This window comes from Methylobacterium sp. NMS14P, from assembly GCF_028583545.1.
Taxonomy (GTDB): Bacteria; Pseudomonadota; Alphaproteobacteria; order Rhizobiales; family Beijerinckiaceae; genus Methylobacterium.
Map to the genome: position 1 here is coordinate 6233009 of NZ_CP087106.1, position 16376 is coordinate 6249384.

Genomic DNA, 16376 nt, shown 5'->3' on the forward strand with positions numbered 1-16376 from the left:
GGCGCATCACCTGTGGAACCGTGGACCCCCACGGAGGCGGACACGGTAGCCCTGGCCTACCTCCGAGCGGCCGGTGGCGACCGCTGGACGGCGCTTGTGCAGCTCGCGGAGGATGCCCTTTCTGACCTGGGCGCGGCCGATGCCCGGCTTCGTGATCAGGGCCAGCGGATCTCAAATGGCTACGTGCGCGGTGCCGTGTGACCCGCCTGGGCGATGATAGGGGCGAGCGGCTGACGGTCGATTGCTCAGCCTTGTACCGCCTGCGGATTGTGAGACACCGATCTGAAGCCTACGCGGCGATGGCCGCGGGTGGTAGCTGCGCGGCGCGGATATCGGCCGGTGGCCGGAACCCGTGTCGCTCGATCAGCCACGTCTCATTGTAGAGATCTCGGAACGCCAGCAGGGCGTGGCGCAGATCCTCGACCGTATCGAAGTGCTCGACCCACAACAGGTTCTCCTTGAGGGTGCGGATGAAGCGCTCGGCGCAGCCATTCCCCTCCGGGGCGCGCACGAAGGCGGGCGAGCTCGCGATGCCCAGGAACGCGAGCTCCGCCTGGAAGGCGTCCGCCATGTACTGGCTTCCGTGATCGTGCCGGACGCTCAGGCCGGAGGCGATCTCGGCCGCGAAGCCACCGAAGCGCTGCCGCACCCCTTGGCGGATCGGCTCCAGCGCCTCGAAGCGCGTGGCCCGGCGGGCCGCATGGATGCCCACGCACTCGGCCGAGCAGTGATCGATGGCCACGAACACCGCGACCTGCCCCTCGGCCGTCCAGGTGGTGGTCAGGTCGGTGCCCCACATCGTGTCGACCCTGTCCGGGATGATGGTGCCGTCGTGGTTGCGCGGACCGCGCGGTGTGCCGACCCGCGTGGGGGCCAACAGGTCGTGGGCGCGCATCAGGCGCAGCACCCGGCGCTTGGAGGTGCGCACGCCCTTCATGCGCAGCCGTGCCCAGACCTTGCGATGGCCTTCGCCGTGGAAGGGGCTGTCGGTCAGGATGGCGCGGATCCGCAGGAGCAGTGCGGCATCCAGCATCGCCCCGACCGGGCCGGGCCGCCGCGCGGGATCGGACCCGGCCTCCGATCCGAGCCCTGAGCGGGGCGGTGAGAGATGCCGGTGGACGGTGGCGCGCGACACGCGCCAGATCCGGCACACCCGAGCCAGCCCGTAGACGCTGCCGCTGGCCGGCGAGACGGTCCGGCTCATGGCCGCGACCGCCTGCGGGCCAAAGGGCCGGCGCCACGCGCCTCCAGGGCGGCGACCTTGGCCTCCAGCAGCTCGCGCTCCAGCAGCATCTCGCCGAGCTTGGCCTTGAGACGCCCGCTCTCCAGCGCGTCCGCATCGAGGGGCCGGGTGGACAGGCTGGCCTCGCCCGCCGCCAGGAAAGCATCGCGCCAGCCCGACAAGGTCGCCGCCGTCACGCCCAGGCCGCGCGAGACGCTCTCCAGGTCCTCACCACGCAGAAGCCGCAACACCGCGTCCCGCTTGCGCTGCCGGGACATGCGCCCACCCCGGCCAGGTCCGACCGAACCGGCAACCGCTCCTGTAGTCGTCGTCATCGTTCTCACCCCTGAGGCGGAGACCGTCCGCTAACGGGGTGTCTCAAGCAACCGTGGGGCGGAGGAGCCTGCCGGCGACACGGAAGCTACCGCCTCGATCGTTTCATGGATCAGTTCGGCCCGGACATCGCCACGGTGGATCTACTCCGGGCTCTGACGGTCTCCTGCCGCCATCAGCGTGGGCTGAGAGCAGTTGCGGCGCGGAAGTACGAAGCTCAGTGCCTCGCGATGCTGAAGCTGGCGAAGGGTCTCGACCTGGACCCCCGGTCCCGCCCAGCGGGCCTTTCACGCTGGAGGTGCGGGACGATCGGGGGCGGGTGAAGCTGCGCTTGGGTGTTAGCTACCCAATTGACGCCGCGGTTGCCGCCTTCGATGCCATCGCCGCGAGCTACCCGGATCAGGAGGTCACCCTGCGGCAACTCGCCCATGTGATCCGGCGGCAGTCGAGGCCAGGCACCCCGCCGGGCGATCTGTAGTGCTACTGATTTCACTCAATGCTCTACGTGTGCCGCGCCGGCCAGCGCATGATCCGTTGTGCCCAGATGCGCGCATCGGCATCATTGATCGCACTGTGAAGGGCAAAGAGGGCAGCGGCCGTTGCTCCGAACAACGCGCGGACCATTCCACCAACGTCAGCATCTGCCGAAGGGTCCGAAGCAAAGGGGTTCAAAGCTGGGATCGCCTGGAAGAAGGCCAAACCCGAGCTGATGCTAAGGACAAGTGTGGCGGTTGTCGGAAGATCTTTCACCCTCATCGTAAACTCCTACCTATGACCTTCGCTGGAAGATCCACCATCACGTTGTGCGATTTGCTCCAGCGTGGCGAGGTACCTGCTAGTGCGGCAGATTACTTAGGCGTCGACGGTCGCCGCATGCTCTGCGAATGATCCGTGACGATCACCAGTGTGGCGTTGTGCCGCCGGCCGAGGTGTAGGGCCTTGCGTAGCTCCGGCCGATCATCCCAGATGTTGCTCTCCACCTCCACCAACTCGGCCAAGACGTTCCGTTGTCCTCCATTCAGGAGGTGCGGTGCCGCTTGCCGCTGCGCCTCTAGGTCAAGCCCGGAGCGGTCCAGCAACGCCGTGGAGACCCGCAGGTAGACGACTAACTTGCCCTATGTCATCGCTGTTCCCCGAGGTTCTGCAATGCTCTTGCGAATGGTCCCAGATAAATTGCCCATGTCTTAGGTGCTAACAACCAACATGAAGTTTTTTCTGATCATCCATCTCGTGATTGTATTAGCAAACTCGAAATAACATTGCTAATTTCCTTTGATGAGAGAGTGTTTTTTAGCAGATTGGTAAATTCTTCCTCGTTGGATACTTGAAATGCCGTACCTCTAAACGGGATAAATACAGTGCCTGGATAAAGTAGAATTGTATGTTTATAGCTCAGAACGCTGTACCTAAAACCAGACAATGCCGGAGCTGTGATAAATAACGTATGATTTATACTTTGCGACTCACTTGAGGTCGCGACTTCGGCTTGAAGCAGACCTTTAGTAGCATCAGTAAGAGCACTCGCTTGCTCTTTCAGCATAGCCGCTGGAGTTCTAACGTCCCCAACATCAGGAACCGCCCAAAAACCTGCGCTCATGGCACGTACCTTTCCGTATCTAGGTAAATTTTTATTGGTAGATGATCAGAGATACTTCGATCCGTGGTAGTTTTACTTAGAAGGCTTCTCCCCCTAATTTGATGGATTATCTGAAAACATCCATCTGTGTAATACGTAAGCAAATTTGGCCGTAGTAAGCATTGATCGAAGAAATTCCAATATAAATTAAAAATATCACCGCCATTGTTGTAATAGAATGTTCCCGGCGACACCGAACTTTCATCTCCTAACAAATTCCAACACGGATTAAAAAAGAATTTCCATTTTTTGCCATTAACATTCCGGGATACACGCATTGCTATCCTTTTGTCCATCGTAGCGTGAAATCCATCTGCTGCAATCATGGCATCTTCATATGGATTAATATTCAAATCTCCGATCACAAGTGTGTTGCTATGACCCAACCGATCTTCGCAACGGTAAATTTCGTTGACTAATCCGCGAACCACGAAATGTTGATTTTTATCATCTTTGTACAACTTACTTGGTAAATGACAGAACACAAGCAGAAGCGGTAGCCCTACAGGTGGTCTAAATTCTCGAATAGAACTTCTACCGTCATCATATAAAGCTTTAAAACACGATAAGTCGTATCGAACAAAAACTCTTACGTAACTATCAACTACTTTGTATTCTCTGAAGACCCTCTGTGATATATTGCCATTAAGACTTATAAGGATTTCGCTGCTGCTCTCAATACATTCGGCTAGTACCAATATATCGACATTATTGTCCTCGCAAGCGCTCGCCAACAATCTAGAAACATTGTTTTTAGCCAAATTCCAAAACATGAATACAGGCATAATAGACCTGTCAGACGGGTGAGACAGATATGCGGAGAGTTGCTCGCTGAACCTGCACGGCCGACCATGCTCCTCCTCGAGGGGCCGGGATAGCACGACGGTTCAGCGCCGCTGCAATTTCTCGAAGCGACACAGCGCCCGCTGCCTTCACGTCGGCGATGATCGGGGCGAGGTCGGCTGCCCGGCCGTTGGCGATCTCCGTTCGGCGGGCTCTGCCCAGTGCGCGGCCTTCGTCCCGCTTGCCCAGGTTGGTTGGATTGCCGAGGCTGGTCGCCTTGCCGGCGGCCTGAAGCGCGGCCCGGTCCGCATTGGATAGAGTGGCATAGTAGCTTCGCTTCGCCGCGAGGGCTTCCCGAGTGCGCTTGGCGATCATCTGCCGTTCGGCTTGCGCCACCACGGCCATAATGCCCACTACCATCTCGTTCGCCTCCGGCATGTCGGCCGCCACGAAGCGGACGCCAGCCTTCTGGAGGCCGAGCAGGAAGTGAGCGTCACGGGAAAGGCGGTCCAGCTTGGCGATCACCAGGGTGGCGTTGTGCAATCGGCAGAGGGCCAGGGCCTTGCGTAGCTCCGGCCGATCATCCCGGCTGCCGCTCTCCACCTCCACCAGTTCGGCCAGCACGTTCCACTGTCCGCCGTTGAGGAAGTTGGCGACCGATTGCCGCTGCGCCTCCAGGCCCAGCCCGGACCGGCCCTGCATCTCCGTGGAGACCCGCAGGTAGGAGACGAGCTTACCTTGTGCCACGGCTGCTCCCGGAGGTGCTGCTACATTCGTGCGAACGAGCGTCAGGAAGAATGTAACGCTCCCCTGTCCTACGCCGGTTCGACCGTGTACACAAGTGCTACAAAAACCGGTTGCAGATTTTGGGGGGCATCGTGAGCAGCAGAACAAGGGTGACGGAGGCCGCGCTGGCGCTGCTGGCACAGTCGCGTGCGGAGTTGCCGAAGGTCAACATCCGGAGGCGGAAGCCGCGGGGCGACCCGGCAAAGGGCGTGGCCGAGCTGAAGGCAGTGGCGGACAAGCGGGCCGCGGCATTGGCCCCAGTCGTGACCGAGCTGAAGGCGGAAGGGCACAGCAGCGTGCGGAAGCTCGCCGACGCCATGAACGCGCGCGGGGTCCCCACAGAGCGCGGCGGACCGTGGCACGTGACGGGCGTCCAACGCCTGCTGAAGCGGATCAAGACGCTCTAGATCGCGTTCTACAACCTGGAGGATCTATGGGCACAGTCGGCACCGGTACTCTTCGCCTTGAAGGGCGTTACACGCGGCCGGAGCACGAGCCGCCGCCCCTCACCTTGCTCTGTAGCTCGATCAGGTATCGAGAGGCAGAGTTCAAGGAGACGAAGGGCGCCGGGGGCGATGTGATGCGGTCGGTGACCGTTCAACCGTCGCTTGAGGTTTCTGGCCTGCCGGCCGATTTCCAACAGGCGAAGGGTGATTGGACGCACATCATCTGCGCCTTGCTGCCGAAGGGTGAGGGGGAGCTGGTAGACATCGTGCCGCTCGGGGGCGATCGGGCTCGGTTTGTCGTCAAGTACGCACACTAGCTCAACGCCTTGACGGCTTGATAGCACGACGGCTCGATCGCGCGCCCGCTAGACGTTGAGCAAGCGGGCCGGCTCGATCGGCTGCCGTTTTGACGGATCGTTAAGGAGACGGTGAGCGTGCTCGACGCCATGGCGGCCGCGGAGCGGAAGGCCCTCCGCCGGATCGCTCTCGATCAGGATACCACGGCCCAGGCGTTGGCGGAGGAGGCCATCCGGGACGTTCTACGCCGGCACGGACACGGCGCCTGATCTCTAGCTCGCGAGGCGTCTTGCTATCATGACCGCTAGACGCCTTCTGGATGGAGCGCGGTGGCGCCGTGACCGCGAGCCCACGAAGCCGGAGAGCCGCATCAAGGTCAACTTGAGCTTGGTCATCTCCGTCGTGGCGCTCTTGGTGTCCCTCTTCTCGGCCTTCTACTCTCTGGTGGACGAACGCTACGATCTCCGGATGGCTTCCTCCTTTGCCGTTCCGGAGGTGATCGCCAGCGACCCGCCGCTGATCAGGTCGCAGCACACCCTTACCTTCATCAACAACGGCAACCGCCCGGTCGCGATCAACGAGGTAGCCTTGATCGTCCAGCCGACGATGAAGAGCTACGACCAACTGAACCGGGTGAACTGCGAAATCGAGCTTATAGGGCCCAATGCGTTTCGCCGGGCCTACGCGAAGGTCGCTCCCTTCACCGTGAAGGCCGGAGAGATAGAGACGCGGGTCTTCAGCTTCGCAGACACCATCGGAGACGCAAACACGGCCCGCTTCCGGGACAGCAGCCCGAACCACCTTCTGTCCTGCATCCAGGTCGGCTTCGTGTCGGCGCAGAACGCCTTCAACGAACTCGTCCCCTATGCGTGGGCACCCAAGGCGTCAGGCTTCGGCCAGACCTTCACGGAGGTGCAGTTCTTCCACCACTCCGGCCCCGTGCAACTCGTGAAGAGCCGGTGGCCCTTCATGCCCGACCCCGTAGCATCGGAATGAACGGCCGAAGCCCCTGCCAGGGACGCCGGCCGCCTTCAAGCCGTCTAGATAGCAAGCCTACAAGGTGTCTACCGATGGAGCCGTCTAGTCACTGAACGACTGCCGCTCCCGCGATGCCCCCGCCGGTCCGCCGCCACCCCCAGGAAGTGTGCCGACGCTACGGCTGTGCAACAACCGCCGCGGCATCAGGATAATGATGTACCGCGAGACCTACGAACCGCTGTAGGTGCGGTCCTGCCCGACGCCTTCGGTGAACCGGCCGCCACCCTCGATCACGCGTAGGTGGCTCCGGGCAGCCTCCCAGAGCTGTTTCGGGCCCATCAGCCGCGTGCGCAAGCTCTACAGCCCTTGCTGACCCTCTCCGGGGTCCATCGTGTCAGGTGCCCTGTGGACCGTCGGGTGCGTCAACGCACCATGATCCGCGGATTATCGGACCAAGTTCCTGAGTTAGGTCATGCTGGATCGTATTGCCGACGCAATGTGCGTGCTGCCTACTCTTAGCCAGCGTCACCTAGACAAGGCGGACTGGCGGAGAGGAGGTGAGGGCTATGACGGCAGTGTATGTACTGCTGGCCGCTTCGCACGCTGGTGCGGCGGTCGGGTACGGAATGCTGCTGCTGAGCCACCTGAGCTAGCAGCAGAGGCCGGGTAGGGCGTGGCTCGTCTTGCGGGCAAAACCACGATCCCTCCCGGAACCGGGCGCATCCCGCAGGCGAGAACTTGCCTGCGGGGTGACGCTCGATCTGCCCATAACCTCACAACACAATGGCGCAAATAAGAATGCGCTAGCGCACACCTCAATCGCTGAAGCTGGAGCGCTCCCGCGATGCCCCGGCAGGCCCTGCTCCACCACCCTGAACGGTGATCCGGGGGGAGAAGTCCTTCGCAGCAATGGCAGCACAGGACGCCGCGATTGCCGCCGTGTTGGCTTGGGTGCCGGCGGAGGACGCCGCGATCGAGTTCAGTGTTCCCATCAGTCCCGACATCGTCCCGTTGAGCGTGTCATCCTTGACGGCAATCACCCCTTGCGCCGTGATCAGCACGGGGGTGACCAGCTTCAATGGCTGCTCCACCTTGATCGGGCCCTGATTACCGGGCGCGACCGTAGCTCCGGGCACCACGGGCGCACCCTGCGAGCCCGGCCGCGGCTGCGAGAAGGTAGACCCGGGGACGGGCGCTACGTTCTCAGCCGACACCGGGGGCGAGCTGGGCGAGTAGGGGTCACCCGCCTTCGGGCGACGGATCGAGCGCGGAGGCGTGCCGGGCCCCTGCGGCTTCCCCTTGAACGCCTCGATCGCCTTCGTGGCCGCTTCGTCCGCGTGGAGGGCATGGGCCGCCGCCGCGTCCTGGGTGTCCTTGATCGCGGCAGCCTCCGCCGCCTTCGTGGCCGCGCTCTTCCCCGACATGGCGTCCGCGGTGCCGATCACGGTCTGAGGATCGGACTTCGTGGCGACGGTGGCAGCTCCGGGGGTCTGGTTGCGACGGGCATACCGCTCCCGGCGGGCGTCCAGCTCGTCCAGGGCGGCTTGCTTCGCGTCCAGCTCGGCCTTCGCCGCGGCACGCCTCGATCCCCGGAAGCCCGCGTTGGCGCCCTCCGTAGCGTCATAGGCGGCCTTAGCCCGGTCCCGCTCATCCCCCATGCGGTTCCGCTCGGCCTGGGACAGGCTCTCGACGTTATTCCCCAGGAAGCGGGAGACCATCCGGCCCACGGCGTTCGTACCGTTGCCGTCCTCATCGAGCCCAAGGGCCGAGTTGACCGCCTTCAAGGCGGAGCCCACGGCCTCGATCGCGGACAAGGCGGTGTTACCGGCCTCCGCGAAGCTGTCCCAGTCCAGCGCGGCCCAGGCGGCAAGGGCAGCCGCGATGCCGCCGATGACGACGCCGGGAAGGCCGGCGGACAGCGCCACGGTGCTGGCAAGGCCCACGATACCCGACGCGGCAAAGCCCGCGGTGACCGCCGCGAAGGCCGCCATCACGCTCTTGACCGTCTCCGGGTTGGCGTTGGCCGCGGTCGCCAGGGACGACATGGTGCCGGCGATCGAGTTCATGGCGGTGATCGCCAAGCCCACCTCCGGGGCGCCCAGAGCGCTCATCAGGGTATGGAACGAGCTGGTCACCTTCTCGACCTGGGCGGTGAAATTCTCGCCCATCATGATCTCGGTCGCGTTCTTGGGTTGCTTCCGGATCAAGTCGCGCTGATGGTCAATCTGCTCCTGCTGCGCGATGAAGTCAGCGATCATCTTGCTGAAGTTCTTCGCCTTGGCGAAGGTGTCCGACGACTTCTGGAGCACGTTGTCGATGTGCTCCCGGAAGCGATCATTCAGCCGGACCTTCTTGTCGTCGGCCGACAGCCCGGACAGCTCAGCGTCGTTCTCGTGGGCCTTGTTGAAGCGGGTCCGCTCCGCGCCCACGTCGTTGATGCCGGCCTTCTTGAGCGCCGCCGGGATCACGGTCGCCTTGAACCAGTCGTAGGGGTTGGACCGCAGCAGCTCGGCGCCCGGCATGCTGTCCGGGCGGACGCCCAGGTACTTCTTGCCGTCGTACATTAGAGCCGGTCCCGGGCTGATTGCGACGGATTAGCGGGTGGCGGGTTGACGGGTGAAGGAGCATGCTGATGCCTTCACCTCTGTCCGTCGACTTACGCGAGCGTGTCGTGGCTGCCGTGGCGGCAGGTGCCTCGTGCCACCGAGCCGCGGCTCGCTTTGGGGTCAGTGTCTCGAGCGCCAGCCGCTGGTCGCAGCGCTCACACCAAGAGGGCCATGTCGCGCCCAAGCCGATGGGCGGTGATCACACCTCGAAGCGCATCGAGGCGCATGCTGGGCTGATCCTGATGACTTCCGAGCAGGAGCCTCGCCTCTTCTTACGCGAGCTGCGCGACCGGTTGGCTGAGCAGGGCGTCCAGACCAGCACGAGCGGCCTGTCGCGCTTCTTTGCCCGCCACGGGATCAGCTGGAAAAGGGGCGACGTACGCAGCTGAGCAGGAGCGTGCCGACGTAAGAGCGGCCCGCGAGGCGTGGTTCGAGGCACAGCCCGAGCTCGACCCGGACCGGCTGGTGTTCCTGGACGAGACGGCGGCGGCCACCAACATGGCGCGGCGCTATGGTTGGGCACCACGCGGCGAGCGCTGCCGGCTCGCAGCCCCGCAGGGTCACTACAAAACCACTACCGTCACCGCTGCCCTGCGCACCAGCGGGCTGTGCGCGACCGCGCTGCTGGACGGTCCTACGAACGGCAGGCGCTTCTGCAGCTACGTCACCGAGACCCTGATCCCGGTGCTGCACCCGGGCGACATCGTCGTCATGGACAACCTGCCAGCCCACAAGGTCGCTGGCGTGCGTGAGGCGATCGAGGCCGCAGGAGCGCGGCTGCTCTACCTCCCGTCATACAGCCCTGATTTCAACCCGATTGAGCAGGCCTTCGCAAAGCTGAAGGCGCTGTTGCGCAGCGCGGCCGCTCGCACGATCCCGGATCTCTGGCCGGCGATCCGCCAGGCCTTCACGCGCTTCACTCCGCAGGAGTGCCGCAACTACCTCGCCGCAGCTGGCTACGAGGACGACTTGGCTGTCGCTACCTGACCGGGAACGGCTCTAGGTCGCGCTGGTTGATCAGGCCCAGGTCCATCATCGCCTTCGCGGAAGAGAGCTGGACTTGTCCCTTCGTGAAGCCCTTGCCGAACATGTACATGGCGTCGCCGGCCCCGGAGCCGCCCAGGGCCATGGTGATGGCGGGCAGGACCGTGCCGATGAAGTCGTTGCTCCAGCCGCGGGCGGTGCCGCCGGACTTCTGGATGGTCTGGAACAGCTCCTTGGGGTTGAAGATGCCCCGGGTGGCGATCGTCCCGGCCGTCACCGTGTCCACGAACTCCTTGATCTCGCCCTCGGACTTCGTGCCCTTGCCCAGATCCTCGATCGCGCGGCCCAGGTAGCGGGACTGACCCTCGCCCAGGTGCCCCTTCATGGCGTCATCGGACACCAGGGAGACCATCTTGGCCGAGTTGGCGATCACGGGGGCGAGCCGGGCGGCCTTCCGCATGTCGCGGTCCCCGGTGTCGGCCACGTCGACGATCGTCTTAAACGCCTCCAGGAGCGAGATGGCGGGGTTCTCGGCCGCAATCTTCTGGGCGTCCTTGGTGGTCTGGGCGATCTCGGCCGCGGTGCGCCCCTGGAGCTTCAGCAGCACCTGCATATCGTTGATGTCGCCGCCGCTCTTCACCGCGTCCCAGATCGTGTGACCGGACACGGCCGCGCCGACGCCCCCGACGATGGCCGCCGCGTCATGATTGTTGCTCCCGCCATGACCGCCACCGCGACGGCCGCCACCATGCCCACCACCGGCAGCACGCCGGGCAGCACCGCTACCGCCACGGGCTCCAGCACCACCACGGGGCGGGCGAGGGGCGGGCGGCTGGCCTCCACGGGCAACCGCGGGCACGCCGGATCGGGGCCGCCTCGATCCAACCGTGGGCATGCCGCGGCTCACGACAGCTCCAGGGGCCGCCAGTGCAACCGGTTTCACTGAGCGGGCGGCACGCGCCTGGGCCCTCGCCTGGGCACGGACACCCCGGACCGTCGCCGCGGTTTGCGCCCGAGTGGCCTTCGTGGCGGACCGGGTCTCCTGGGCTAGCGTGCGCATCTCGCGGGCGGCGGTTGCGGCATGGGCGGCCCCACCCTTCAGGGCGTGCAACTCTCTGACGGTGCCACCGACCGCCTTGTGAGCACCGGCCGCGGCCCGCTCGATCCCAACGACGGACTTCCCGAGCTTCCCGGCAGCTCGATCCGCGGCCCGCATGCTCTTGCTGGCCCGTTTGCCGAACGCCTTCAGCTCCCGATCGGCCTCCTTGAGGACGCTCTTGAACGAACCCGCGAATGCGGCCCCGATCGTGACGGTGACGTTGGCGCCGCGGCTCGACATGTCATTCCCCTGCTTGTTGATGATGTGGTGCGGCACCTTTCGCGAAAGGCGCGTTTTTTTCGGAAGGTACGAGCGTGTCGGGCAGTACAGGCGGAGCGTCAGAAGGTCTTTCGCACCTTTAAGAACGCGGAAAGTTGGCGAAGCTCTACGCGGCTGTACTGACCGTTTGCTGTGTGATCAGGCGACCATGGCAGGCGCAGGCGGACAGGTTGCCGCGACCACTCTGATGCGCGGCGTGCTGATCACTGGAGCGAGGTCGGCCGGCTCTGGGATCTCCAGAAGTAGGCGATCGTAGAACCGCTCGGGCTTCCGCTCCAGGATGCTCCGGCCCGGCCGGAACTTGTCCCGCACGTTCGTCTGATGCGTACCGACTAGGAGGTGGTCCGGGTGCGCACAGGTCGGATCATCGCACTGATGGGTCGCGAAATCGGTCGCCTGAAGGGGCTGATCCGCGCTCATAGTGAGGAACAGGCGGGCGATGTTCGTTTCGGTGGACAGGCCGCTCGCGGTGTAGATCGTGGCCTTCGGCCGTACGGTCCACGAGCCGTACTTCATGCATCCACAAGCCATCCGCGAAAGCTTCCGAAGGTGGCGCTCGCATTCGTCATGCGTGACCACCTCGGAAGGCCAGTTCGGCGCGGTTTGATGCTCGATGTGGAAGCGGGGGTTGGTGACGGGCATGGCGGTTCTCCCGCGCCGCTCCACTTGGGATCTCGGCGCTAGCAGGTGGGAGAGGACTGCCCGCGGCGCGGATTGCCTCCGTCTAAAGTGATGCCGGCGTGGGGCCGGAGGTGAGGATCAGGCGCGACGCACTGCCCGAATGCGGGGACGCTCCGCCGGGGCGGGGGGTGCAATCCGCTCCCGAACGCGTACCGCGGGAGGCGCGGGTGCCACGGGGGTGGCCTCCGGCTCTTCGATCGGCCCCTGGATCGCCACGAAGCAGGCCGCCACGTGATCCAGAAGCTTGGTGCGGAGCCGGGTGGCTGTGTAGCCGTAGTCGGCCGCAAGCCGCTCGATCGGCACCCCGTCCAGGACGTGAGCCTTCAGGAGGCCGGCGGACAGCCGGTAGTCGTTGGCCGCGTCCTGCTGGGTGGGCGGGACGATCATGGCAGTTCCTCCGCGGGCACGAACGCTTCGCCCGGGCGCAAGTCGGTCGCGTCGAGCTGGCCGGTGGCATCGGCACGGAGCATGCGCGGCGGCAGGGGCTCCGCAGGCAATGCCGACACCTCCGCCAGCTCGGACGGAGCAGGCCGCGTGAGGATGGCGCCGCCGGGCAGCAGCACGTAGCGCTCGGCCATGCTCTCCCGAGCACCGATGCGAAGCGTCTGTCCGCCGCCGCGGGCCGCCGCCTCCACGGTCGCGCGCACCTCGGTGAGATGGGCGAGTAGATCAGCGGCATAGTTCCGAGTGGAACGGCCGGCAGCGTGGGCGATGTCCGCGAGAGCATCACCCTCCAGGTGGAGGCGCCGTAGCGCCTCCGTCGCATCATCGAAGGTCAACGCGGTCATGGTCTCCCCCTTACTCGCCTGCCGCCGCGTGGCTCGGCATGACCAGCCGCGTCCCGACTGAGTTGATGGCGACGATCGTGGCCCGCGCCGCTTCGAGTTCGTCCAGAGCCGCTTGAGCTTCCACGGTGGTCAGACCCGTGGCGTCGCTTGCGTCAGAGGCGCGGACCCGCACCGGACGCCGGTCCGCTTCGTTCCACTTCCGGAGGATATAGGCCAGGACCACCAAGGCATTGGCGGACAGGCTCGGGTCTAGCGCCTTCAGGGCCAGCACCTTCGCGCCGCCCTTCGATACGAGAACGCGATCGGCAGCGGCATTCTCCACCGAACGCTGGGCCGCCACGGCATCCTGCTGCGACCGCCGACGCTGGGCCTCGGTCTCCAGCGGCAGGGACGGCGCGTTCCCGGACACCGACAGCACCTTGGTGGCACGCTGGGGCGCCTTCTGGGCCTCCTCCGCGGCGATCTCCGCACGCCGAGCCCGCTTCTCGGCCGTCACCAATGCCGTGTTCGTCGTGACGGGTGCGGTCACCTGGGCCACTACGAGCCGCAGTGCGGGGGTCGGTGCCGCCTTCTTCACGGGCGGGGCAATCGCCGCGGCGAGGTTCTTGAAGCCGTCCTGCATGGCCTTGAGGACAGCGGTCAGGTCGCCAAAGGCCGGTGCAACCGGTTTCACTGGGGTGGCCGGAAGGCTCTTGGACACCGTCTCGGCGACCGGGCGCACGTCCTTGAAGAGCGTGCTGCCAAGGCCGACTGAGCCCTCGCGCGAGTAGAAGCCGGATAGGTTCATGATCGTGATCCCCTCTGTGCTCTTGGACGGGCTCCGCGGAATGCGGGCTCGGATGGTGGTTGGGTCGGGCCGCGCATCCGGAGGGGGACGGCGCGCGGCGGGTAGGTGATCAGGGTTGCTTGCGGCCGGTCCTGTCTTTGAGATTGCGGATCTCGGCGGCCACGGCGTCCGCAACCAGTTGGGCGAGGAACAGGTTCCGCGAGGGGGTGGCGGGGTCCAACTTGCGCCGCTCCGCGAGGGCGTAGTCCAGACCTTCCACGACGCCGGCCGGGACCGGGAATGCGATGGTCCGCGACATGGTCAGGCCGCCGCGCTGGAGCGGACAGCCTCGCGGCGGCGTTCACGGACCTGCGGCATTGGCTCGCCTCCGATCTCGGCTACGGCGCGTGCGACAGCTTCGCGGATGAAAGTCGCTCTGGAGCAGTTCCGGTCCGCGTTAGCGCGACGATGGCGCGTGACCGCTTGATCCAGCTCCGCAACAAAGCTGTCGTTGACTGCAAAGCTCAACGTGCGCACTGCCATCACGATCTCCGTTGTCGAAAAACTTCACTAATATGCTCAACTTAGTTAGATGGAGCGACAAAGTCAACGTAGCCTGTTGACTAATTGCGGCTTGTGGGAAATAAAAAAGACCACCAGGCGCAAACCTGGAGGTCTTTTGGAGTTTTGAGCGCAATCGTGTCTTGCCGGATCGAATGGCGCTCTTCATCGCAAGCCGCGTTTGTGCAGCTGCGCCCAGACTATAGGGTGTGGCGGCGACGCGCGTCAATGATCGTGCGTCGAGATGCTTGGAAAAGACCTCTCCGGGCCATCCAGCCCCCTAGTGCAACCGGTTTCACTGGCGAAAAGCCCGGTGACGCCAGTTGTGCGCATCCAAACGCCGTCCCAGCGCAAGCGGGGCAAGGCGGCAAAGCGGCATGAGCGGAAACTGCGGGAGCAGATCACCCGGCTTGAAGCCGAAGGGAAGCACCGGCAGGCGAAGCGGCTAGGCCGGATGTACTGCAAATCCTTCGACGCGAAGCTGGTGGCGGCATCGGACGCCAACAGGAGGTTACCGGCAGGCCAGCGAGCCAAGAGGGCAGAGCTGCACGAGATCGCAGCCGATATGGATCTTCGGCAGACACAAGGCACCGCCACCTTCCGGGCCGAACCGAAGAAGAAGGGCTATCGCCCAGTCGTGAACTTCGATCTTCGCGGCCGGACAGCCCAACTCGTGCTGAAACGAGCGGCCAAACCCTTCATAAAGATCAGACCGGACCAATACGCCAGCGATGGCGGCCAACCGGCAGCATGTCACCGGATCGTCGAACTCGCGGCTCAAGGCTACGCGTGGTTCGAGGAAATAGACGTGCGCAGTTTCTACGCCTCGATCAATTCAGAAGGCGTAACCGAGCTTCTTGGGGACCTCCCCAAGGGGATGACGGAAGCCAATGCACTCTCAAGCAGGGTCAGGGCCTCCTTCATGAAGACCAAGAGGGACATCCCCCATAACGACCTATGCAAACTTCGCAATGAGGTCCGGGCCGGTATCCCGCAAGGCTCCGCACTCTCCCCGCTAGTGGCAGAGGCGGTGATGTCGAACGTACTCGATCAAGCGACACAAGGGGCTGATTGGCCCGATGTGCAACTTGTCGTGTTCGCCGACAACATCGCCGTCCTTGGCCGCACCAAGGCGGATGTAGAGGATGCGGCAGAGAACCTTGCGGGCGCGTTTTCAGGCAGCCAGCTCGGACCCTTTAATTTGCATCGCAAGCCTGCACGGTCAATCAAACTGGGGTTCGACTTCTTGAGCACACGCTTCATCGCTCGTAATCGGCGCATCCGAGCCGAAGTAGCGCCTGCGGCGAGACTGAAGCGCCTTCACTGGATCTCTACAAAGCTCAAAGGTAGCACGTCCGCGAAGGAGATCAGGAGGCGGATGCGGAGTTGGGGCGCCGCTATGGGCCTGAGCAAGGGCGGTCGCCCTCTGACGAAAGCCGTGCAATGGGCGAACAGCGTCTTGAGCTACGCCTTGGTGCACAAGCTGCGAGGCCGGACCTTGCTCGCACAGGCGAACTATCACCATCGGGCTCTCCACAAGCCAGGCTTAATACATGCACACGGCTGATCCCAAACGGCCCAGATCGGCTTGCCGGCTGCTACACCTTAGTGCTACACCGCGGGAGTAGCTATCCCCTCTAAGCTATTGATTTTATAGGTGCGCGGCACCGGGGACGATTGTCCCACCCCTTCCGCCGCCTCCGGGCGGGACCTTCGCGGCTGCCGGAACCTTGCGGGCGATCCCGCGCCGCTCACGCCCCGGAAACCTGCGCCGTCCGGGCATGGCTGGATCGCTGCGCCCTCCGCGCGGACGGCGCGCTGCGCGTGGCCGGCTGGGTCCACGACGCCGCGCAGCCCGACGCCCCCGTGTGCCTGGACATCGTGGTCGACGGCACGATCGTGGCGGTGACGGTGGCGGCGGAGTACCGCGCCGACATCGCGGCGGCGGGCGTGGGCGACGGTCGGCACGGCTTCGACCTCGGCGTCGAGGCGCCCCTCGTCCCCGGGGTGCCGCACGTGGTCGAGGTGCGCCGCTCGGCCGACGAGGCGGTGATCTGCGCCATGGCCGCCGACGCGGCGGGCGTATGGCGGCCGCTGCTGGCCGCGTAGCACGCCGCCCGTGGCGAAGCCG

The 16376-nt window shown here is 64.5% G+C and carries 22 protein-coding genes; 9 read left to right on the top strand and 13 right to left on the bottom strand.

Features of this window, described 5'->3' with window-relative positions:
- Positions 1-289: 289 nt before the first annotated feature.
- Positions 290-1557, bottom strand: a protein-coding gene (locus LOK46_RS29690) for an IS3 family transposase (protein WP_273560941.1) whose coding sequence is annotated in 2 segments (ribosomal slippage) — positions 290-1233 and positions 1233-1557 — 1269 coding nt in all. Because the reading frame shifts where the segments join, the coding sequence is not laid out codon by codon here.
- 317 nt (positions 1558-1874) lie between these two features.
- On the opposite strand from LOK46_RS29690, the gene LOK46_RS29695 reads away from it, so the two are divergent.
- Positions 1875-2033: a hypothetical protein gene (locus tag LOK46_RS29695; RefSeq protein WP_273561859.1), complete on the top strand. Its 159-nt coding sequence runs from the start codon at positions 1875-1877 to the stop codon at positions 2031-2033.
- Positions 2034-2403: 370 nt separating this feature from the next.
- Here LOK46_RS29695 and LOK46_RS32980 read toward each other — a convergent pair whose 3' ends face one another.
- The 4 genes from LOK46_RS32980 to LOK46_RS29710 all read right to left on the bottom strand — a co-directional run bounded on the left by LOK46_RS32980 (position 2404) and on the right by LOK46_RS29710 (position 4721).
- Entirely contained in the window at positions 2404-2634 is a 231-nt protein-coding gene (locus LOK46_RS32980; RefSeq protein ID WP_443192852.1) for a hypothetical protein, read from the bottom strand.
- A 140-nt stretch (positions 2635-2774) separates the two neighbouring features.
- A complete protein-coding gene (locus tag LOK46_RS29700; RefSeq protein ID WP_273561860.1) occupies positions 2775-3152 on the bottom strand; it encodes a hypothetical protein in 378 nt (125 codons plus the stop codon).
- Positions 3149-3976: a hypothetical protein gene (locus tag LOK46_RS29705; RefSeq protein ID WP_273561861.1), complete on the bottom strand. Its 828-nt coding sequence runs from the start codon at positions 3974-3976 to the stop codon at positions 3149-3151. Before LOK46_RS29705 ends, LOK46_RS29700 begins: the two co-directional genes overlap by 4 nt.
- A gap of 10 nt (positions 3977-3986) precedes the next feature.
- Entirely contained in the window at positions 3987-4721 is a 735-nt protein-coding gene (locus LOK46_RS29710) for a recombinase family protein (protein WP_273561862.1), read from the bottom strand.
- Between the two features lie 149 nt (positions 4722-4870).
- Here LOK46_RS29710 and LOK46_RS29715 point away from each other — a divergent pair, with 149 nt between their 5' ends.
- The 4 genes from LOK46_RS29715 to LOK46_RS29730 all read left to right on the top strand — a co-directional run bounded on the left by LOK46_RS29715 (position 4871) and on the right by LOK46_RS29730 (position 6499).
- Positions 4871-5167: a resolvase gene (locus tag LOK46_RS29715; protein ID WP_273561863.1), complete on the top strand. Its 297-nt coding sequence runs from the start codon at positions 4871-4873 to the stop codon at positions 5165-5167.
- Positions 5168-5193: 26 nt separating this feature from the next.
- On the top strand, positions 5194-5523 hold the full coding sequence (locus tag LOK46_RS29720) for a hypothetical protein (RefSeq protein ID WP_273561864.1): 330 nt from the start codon (positions 5194-5196) through the stop codon (positions 5521-5523).
- Positions 5524-5634: 111 nt separating this feature from the next.
- Entirely contained in the window at positions 5635-5772 is a 138-nt protein-coding gene (locus LOK46_RS29725) for a ribbon-helix-helix domain-containing protein (protein WP_273561865.1), read from the top strand.
- 28 nt (positions 5773-5800) lie between these two features.
- Positions 5801-6499: a hypothetical protein gene (locus LOK46_RS29730; RefSeq protein ID WP_273561866.1), complete on the top strand. Its 699-nt coding sequence runs from the start codon at positions 5801-5803 to the stop codon at positions 6497-6499.
- 797 nt (positions 6500-7296) lie between these two features.
- On the opposite strand, the gene LOK46_RS29735 is transcribed toward LOK46_RS29730, so the two are convergent.
- Positions 7297-9045 carry a hypothetical protein gene (locus tag LOK46_RS29735; protein WP_273561867.1) on the bottom strand — a complete coding sequence of 583 codons (1749 nt, stop codon included), beginning with the start codon at positions 9043-9045 and terminating at the stop codon, positions 7297-7299.
- A 68-nt stretch (positions 9046-9113) separates the two neighbouring features.
- Between LOK46_RS29735 and LOK46_RS29740 the strand changes: the two genes are divergently transcribed.
- Positions 9114-10074 (top strand): IS630 family transposase gene (locus LOK46_RS29740; RefSeq protein WP_273560449.1). Its coding sequence is split into 2 segments (ribosomal slippage): positions 9114-9454 and positions 9453-10074, totalling 963 coding nucleotides; the frame shifts between segments, so codons are not numbered across the junction.
- Here LOK46_RS29740 and LOK46_RS29745 read toward each other — a convergent pair.
- The gene (locus tag LOK46_RS29745) at positions 10067-10738 is read right to left on the bottom strand and encodes a hypothetical protein (RefSeq protein WP_273561868.1); all 672 of its coding nucleotides are present in this window, start codon (positions 10736-10738) and stop codon (positions 10067-10069) included. The genes LOK46_RS29740 and LOK46_RS29745 overlap by 8 nt on opposite strands.
- A 414-nt stretch (positions 10739-11152) precedes the next feature.
- Between LOK46_RS29745 and LOK46_RS29750 the strand changes: the two genes are divergently transcribed.
- A complete protein-coding gene (locus LOK46_RS29750) occupies positions 11153-11572 on the top strand; it encodes a hypothetical protein (RefSeq protein ID WP_273561869.1) in 420 nt (139 codons plus the stop codon).
- A 15-nt stretch (positions 11573-11587) separates the two neighbouring features.
- Here the strand turns inward: LOK46_RS29750 and LOK46_RS29755 are convergent, their stop codons facing one another.
- The 6 genes from LOK46_RS29755 to LOK46_RS29780 all read right to left on the bottom strand — a co-directional run bounded on the left by LOK46_RS29755 (position 11588) and on the right by LOK46_RS29780 (position 14227).
- On the bottom strand, positions 11588-12091 hold the full coding sequence (locus tag LOK46_RS29755) for a hypothetical protein (RefSeq protein ID WP_273561870.1): 504 nt from the start codon (positions 12089-12091) through the stop codon (positions 11588-11590).
- Positions 12092-12208: 117 nt separating this feature from the next.
- On the bottom strand, positions 12209-12517 hold the full coding sequence (locus LOK46_RS29760) for a hypothetical protein (protein ID WP_273561871.1): 309 nt from the start codon (positions 12515-12517) through the stop codon (positions 12209-12211).
- Positions 12514-12918, bottom strand: a complete 405-nt coding sequence (locus LOK46_RS29765; RefSeq protein WP_273561872.1) for a hypothetical protein — start codon at positions 12916-12918, stop codon at positions 12514-12516. Before LOK46_RS29765 ends, LOK46_RS29760 begins: the two co-directional genes overlap by 4 nt.
- 10 nt (positions 12919-12928) lie before the next feature.
- Positions 12929-13705: a hypothetical protein gene (locus tag LOK46_RS29770; protein WP_273561873.1), complete on the bottom strand. Its 777-nt coding sequence runs from the start codon at positions 13703-13705 to the stop codon at positions 12929-12931.
- A 109-nt stretch (positions 13706-13814) separates the two neighbouring features.
- On the bottom strand, positions 13815-14003 hold the full coding sequence (locus LOK46_RS29775; RefSeq protein WP_273561874.1) for a hypothetical protein: 189 nt from the start codon (positions 14001-14003) through the stop codon (positions 13815-13817).
- A 2-nt stretch (positions 14004-14005) separates the two neighbouring features.
- Positions 14006-14227 carry a hypothetical protein gene (locus tag LOK46_RS29780; protein WP_273561875.1) on the bottom strand — a complete coding sequence of 74 codons (222 nt, stop codon included), beginning with the start codon at positions 14225-14227 and terminating at the stop codon, positions 14006-14008.
- Between the two features lie 262 nt (positions 14228-14489).
- Between LOK46_RS29780 and LOK46_RS29785 the strand changes: the two genes are divergently transcribed.
- A complete protein-coding gene (locus LOK46_RS29785; RefSeq protein ID WP_273561876.1) occupies positions 14490-15812 on the top strand; it encodes a reverse transcriptase domain-containing protein in 1323 nt (440 codons plus the stop codon).
- A gap of 257 nt (positions 15813-16069) precedes the next feature.
- A complete protein-coding gene (locus LOK46_RS29790) occupies positions 16070-16354 on the top strand; it encodes a hypothetical protein (protein WP_273561877.1) in 285 nt (94 codons plus the stop codon).
- The last annotated feature ends 22 nt before the right edge of the window (positions 16355-16376 follow it).